The organism is Anaeromusa sp., assembly GCF_028691475.1.
In the GTDB taxonomy this organism is placed as follows: Bacteria; Bacillota; Negativicutes; order Anaeromusales; family Anaeromusaceae; genus Anaeromusa.
The window spans coordinates 1-4887 of sequence record NZ_JAQUZF010000153.1 but is presented as its reverse complement, the minus strand read 5'-3'; the positions used below and the strand labels follow the sequence as shown (position 1 = coordinate 4887).

The 4887-nt window shown below is 52.1% G+C and carries 6 protein-coding genes; 5 read left to right on the top strand and 1 reads right to left on the bottom strand.

The window, feature by feature from the left end; genetic code table 11:
* The first annotated feature begins 70 nt into the window (after positions 1-70).
* From PHF27_RS13310 to PHF27_RS13290, 5 genes are all read left to right on the top strand, one after another.
* Positions 71-421, top strand: coding sequence for a DUF559 domain-containing protein (locus PHF27_RS13310; RefSeq protein ID WP_300071066.1), 351 nt, complete (start codon positions 71-73; stop codon positions 419-421).
* Positions 399-677: a hypothetical protein gene (locus PHF27_RS13305; RefSeq protein WP_300071063.1), complete on the top strand. Its 279-nt coding sequence runs from the start codon at positions 399-401 to the stop codon at positions 675-677. Before PHF27_RS13310 ends, PHF27_RS13305 begins: the two co-directional genes overlap by 23 nt.
* Positions 674-2668 (top strand): clostripain-related cysteine peptidase, encoded by a 1995-nt coding sequence (locus PHF27_RS13300; RefSeq protein WP_300071060.1) that lies wholly within the window; start codon positions 674-676, stop codon positions 2666-2668. The genes PHF27_RS13305 and PHF27_RS13300 overlap by 4 nt, the downstream gene beginning before the upstream one ends.
* Before the next feature lie 93 nt (positions 2669-2761).
* Complete coding sequence (locus PHF27_RS13295; protein ID WP_300071057.1) at positions 2762-2995, top strand: hypothetical protein; 234 nt, start codon at positions 2762-2764, stop codon at positions 2993-2995.
* Between the two features lie 17 nt (positions 2996-3012).
* Positions 3013-3360, top strand: coding sequence for a DUF4870 domain-containing protein (locus tag PHF27_RS13290; protein WP_300071054.1), 348 nt, complete (start codon positions 3013-3015; stop codon positions 3358-3360).
* Between the two features lie 304 nt (positions 3361-3664).
* Here PHF27_RS13290 and PHF27_RS13285 read toward each other — a convergent pair whose 3' ends face one another.
* Positions 3665-4762, bottom strand: a complete 1098-nt coding sequence (locus PHF27_RS13285) for a GHKL domain-containing protein (protein WP_300071051.1) — start codon at positions 4760-4762, stop codon at positions 3665-3667.
* Between the last annotated feature and the right edge of the window lie 125 nt (positions 4763-4887).

Sequence of the window (4887 nt, the reverse complement as noted above, 5' to 3'; positions counted from 1 at the left end):
AACGGGAGTAGTCTGCCCTTTTTTAGCTGCAGTTCCACCAGGCTTTATAGCGGAAAGCTGAATTGCACTATTGAGAACCTGGCGGAGCGTCTTTTGTTTTAAAATACTAGTTATGCAAAAGGCTCAAATAGATGGCGGTCAACATTATGAAGAAGAAAATCTTATTTCGGATAAGGTGCGCAGTTTGGTTTTGCGCCAATACGGTCTTGTAGTGTTGCGCTTTACTAATTTGGAAATTAAACAAAACTTTTCTGGAGTTTGCGAAGCCATTGAATTGTTGTTAAAGGAACGTATTGAAAAGAAGGAGCCGAATCCCTCCGCCGCTGAGGCGGCACCTCCCTTTAACAAGGGCGGCAGTTTCTCTGGGGTGACGGGGAATAGGAAAGGAGGAATGGTAAATGAATCGAGAGATTTTTGCTGACGCGATTAGCGCGGTGCATGTGACGGGAAATTTGGTGCGCCTGGATTTGATGACGGTGCAGCCGCATTTGCAAAGTGATAACGGGCAGCCGGTGGTGGAGGTCAATCAGCGCCTGATTATGCCGCTCGACGGGTTTGTGCAGTCCCTGGCGGTGCAGGAAGATTTGGTGAAAAAGCTGATTGAGGCGGGGGTGTTGAAGGTGACTCCCCAGGGAAGTAGCTCGGTGGAAGTTCTGAAAGAAGGGGAAGGCGTGTGACGTATTCCATGAAAAAACCATCAGTTTTCAAAATGGCGCTAGCATTGGTGCTGAGCTTTTTTCTTATGTTTACCGTTGTGGGCAGTCGGGCGGCGGCTGCGTATCAGTCTACCGATACGTGGACGATCTACTGGTATGTTTGCGGCACCGATCTAGAGAGCAAAAGCGGCGCGGCTTCCGCGGATATACAGGAACTGCTGCAGGTGCAGCTGCCTGCCAATGTGCGGGTGCTTATTCAGACAGGAGGCGCTGTAGAGTGGCACACGCCGGCTATTCCTGCCGGGGCGGTGGGCCGGTATCTTTATGATAAGGACGGGATTCACACGCTGCAGGAGCTGCCGGACGCCGATATGGGGTCGCCGGATACGCTGGCTGATTTTCTGCGTTATGGCGCGAAAAACTACCCGGCGGATCACCGCGTCTGCATTCTCTGGGATCATGGCGGCGGCAGTGCGGCTGGCGTTTGCTATGACGAGCGGACGAAGCGGTCTTTGAGTCTTAATGATTTGCGGGCGGCCTTTGAGGCGGCTGCTGCGCCGGATCATGAGAATCCGCCGTTTGAGCTGATTGGCTTTGACGCTTGCCTCATGGCGACAGCGGATGTGGTGCACGATCTTCACGGCCTTACACGTTATATGGTGGCCTCCGAGGAGATTGAACCAGGCAACGGCTGGGATTATACGGGCTGGGTCGGTGCGCTGGCGCGGGATCCGTCTATGAACGGCGCGGCCTTGGGCAAGGAGATCTGCGATACGTATCTTGCTGGCTGTGAAGCGTACGGTACTGCCGATGCGGCTACCTTGTCGGTGGTCGATATGCGCGGGCTGCCAAAGCTGCGCGAAGCGTACGAGGCGTTTGGCACGGCGGCGCTGCGACAGGCGGAGAAGAACCCGCAGACTTTCTTTGCCGCTTTTTCGCGGGCGGCGGGAAGCGCGGTAAACTATGGCGGCAATACCCGTGAGCAAGGCTATGCGAATATGGTGGATTTAGGGAGTCTTTCGCAGCATGCACACCGCCTGTTGCCAAGTGTTGCAGATGCTTTGCAGCAAGCGGTGCAAGAAAGCGTAGTGTATAAAGTAAGCGGGCCGTATCGCCGGGAAAGCAGCGGTCTTTCGGGTTATTATTCCTACAATGGCGACGCGGATCATTTTATGGCCTACGCCGAGCAGGCGGCGCCGCTCTTGCCTGTGAAGTGCCTCTACTATGGTCTGATTTTCGGGAAGATGCCGCCCCAGGCTGCGCCGTATTTGCAGGGGGCCGCTGTTGGCGAGGCGACACCTATCACGCAGCCGGAGGAACGGAAAAAAATCTTTGATGTAAGTCAACTGGAGGATACACCGGTAGATATCGACAAAGACGGCAACGCTTTTGTGAAACTGTCTGCGGCGCAGATGGAGAATCTGGCGTCCGTGCATTGCCAGCTTGTTTTTCAGAGCAAGGAAGATGATGTGCTTCTTTATTTAGGCAGTGACGCCGACATCAATGCGGATTGGGAAACAGGCGTCTTCAAAGACAATTTCCAGGGGAACTGGCCCATGCTTGACGGTCATCCTGTCTATATTGAAATCACCTATGAAGGGGACGGGTACAATCTGTATTCCGTTCCGATCAAGCTCAACGGGAAAGAAGGAAATTTGCAGGTGGTGTATACGTTCGACGACCAAGCTTATCATATCTTGGGCGTGCGGCGGGGGATTGAGGCGAACGGGATGGCGGACAAGGAGCTTACGCCTCTTAAAGCAGGGGATACAGTGACTACGCTGCACTACGCCATGAAGCTGAGCGGCGGTGAGGAAGAGTTCCAACAGTTTGAGGTGGATACATTCACCCTTGGGGCGCAGCCGCAGATCGCGGACGAGGCGATGGGAGACGGCGTCTACGGGTATTGCTTTGAGTTTGTGGACCCGCAAAACAAGAGCGCTCTTTCCCGGGTTGTCACGTATACCATTAAAAACGGTAAAATTGTTACGAGCGTTGAAACGAACAATTGAAGCGCTTCCGGGCGGTCTAGATTCCAGCAAGGGAGGTGAACTGTAGCAGGGACGCTGTGTTAGAAAAGTAAAGAATAAAAAGGAGGAAAAAGTATGTCGAAGAAAAATATTGCAATCGCTGTTGTTTTGGGCATTTTTGGATTTGGAGGGTTTTATGCGGCCGGCTTGAAAAAGGGGTTGCTGCTCTTTATTGGTATTGCCATTGGAGGGGCGTTGATTTCCAATTTCATTTCCCCGGAAATGGCGATTATTGCCACGATCGCCAGTGTTTACTTCAGCTACAAATGGGCCAGCGATTATAACGCGGCATTGGACGCGGGAAAATAGCAGGACGACTAGGCAGTATGGCAAACCTATCAGGGGGACAAAAAATGTTGGCGGCTGCGGCCCATTGCGGCTGCTTTTTCGGGGGCCTGGGTTTTTTTCTGCTGCCGCTGGCAATCTGGCTTTATAAGCGCAAAGACATATTTGTTGCGCATCATGCGAAGCAGGCCGTTCTTTTTCAACTGTTCCTAGCGCCAGCAATGATCGCGCTTGTTTTGGCTCTTTCTTTGCTAATGGCGACAGAAACCGCAGCGTGGATCGTCGTCATTGGCGGCGGACTTTTGTGGCTAGGCTGCGCTATGCTGGCGACGGTTCGAGCCTTGAGCGGAGAGTACTATGTCTATCCGATTTTACAATTTTTGGAGTAACGACGCTGCAATAAATAAAATTTTTTACTACACTCATTGCGGTGACGCCATTTTGGCAGTAAACGATAAAAGTACCCGGCAGAATGATCTGTGCCGGGTACTTTTTTGTAGAATTAAAGCAAGGTGAACAAGAGAATCGGAGTCACGGGAGGGTACGAGGTACGTTTTACACAGAGGAACAGAGGAAAGGCCAGAGTTAACAGAGGAAAACAGGACTGAACAGGAGGCGAATCCCTCCGCCGCTGCTGCGGCACCTCCCTTTGACAAGGGCGGCAAAGGTAAAGTCCCTCTGAACCAATAATCCTCAATCGAGCCCTCCGGTTCTCCGGTTCTCTTGTTCAATCTCCGTATTTTTAGTATTTCGTTCCTGCGGTGGCAAGGTAAGCATGACGGAGACTTTGAACACATTGGCGTTCGGTTCGATGCGGAGGACGCCTTGGTACTTTTCGGCGATGGCGCGGACGCTTTGCAGGCCGATTCCTTCGACGGCGCCGCCGCGTTTATGGGAAAGCAAGGTGCCTTCGCGATAATGAAGGCTGCCGTCAAAACGGTTGTCCAGCGTCAACAGCAGCATTTCGCCATGCTGCTTTAGGTGCAGGTGCAGGACCTGCTCGTCTTGCGCCACCCGTCGGCTGCCCTCTAAGGCGTTTTCCAGCAAATTTCCGAGGACGATGCATAAGTCCAAATCACTTATGCCGACTTGGGGCGGGATATCGATGAAGGTGCGGAATTCACAGCCTTGCTCGTTCGCCTGACTTTGGTAGTGCTGCAAAACGGCGTCGGCCAGATAGTGCCGGCAAAGGGGCGCTTGAGACGGCGAGGAGAACTCCCGTGTGTATTGAGAAAGGTAGTCTGTGAGCTGTTCGTATTGCCTGCCTCCTAGATAGGCTTGCATGGCCAGCAAGTGATGGTGAAAATCGTGGCGGATGGCTCTGGCTTCCTGGATGCGGTTGGTAAGCAGCTGATAATGTTGGCGCTGCATTTCCAGTACTTCTTGGGAAGTGCGGATTTTTTCCTGCAAAACGGCGTTTTGACGGGTTTGCTCCATGATTTTCACTAGAAGATAGTAACTAATCATGACGACAACGCCTGCGATCACGCGATAGGCGAGGTAGCGCCAGTTCCAGATGACGTCCGCTTTTAGCTCAGAGCCGAAGAGAAAGGCCCCAGCTACGAATATGCTGGGGAGGGTCCAAATATATTTCCAGACCGGACTATCCAGCGTCAAAAGCGGAATGGCTCTGTTTTTAAGAAACCGGAAAACAAGGGGATACGTCAGAAGAAGCTGTAGCACGATGACGATATTCGCAAGAAGCAGGTCTGGCGCTTCTTTCCAGTAAACAAGTCCGAGAAATTCAAAAAAATGCGCGTTTCCGTAGATAAAGACCGCATACGTTACCATCTCAACTTTCGCAGCTGGGAATAGGGAAATAAGCCTTGATATAATTGGGCAAGGCAGCCATCCAATTGTATAGTTGCTTTTCGATAAAAACCGAGAGCTTTTGGGAAGACTTTTTCTTCACTTCG

Bases quoted from the DNA above. Each gene is read 5' to 3' on its own strand.
- PHF27_RS13305 (WP_300071063.1), top strand. From the start codon at position 399: ATGAATCGAGAGATTTTTGCTGACGCGATTAGCGCGGTGCATGTGACG.
- PHF27_RS13295 (WP_300071057.1), top strand. From the start codon at position 2,762: ATGTCGAAGAAAAATATTGCAATCGCTGTTGTTTTGGGCATTTTTGGA.
- PHF27_RS13290 (WP_300071054.1), top strand. From the start codon at position 3,013: ATGGCAAACCTATCAGGGGGACAAAAAATGTTGGCGGCTGCGGCCCAT.
- PHF27_RS13285 (WP_300071051.1), bottom strand. From the start codon at position 4,762: ATGGTAACGTATGCGGTCTTTATCTACGGAAACGCGCATTTTTTTGAA.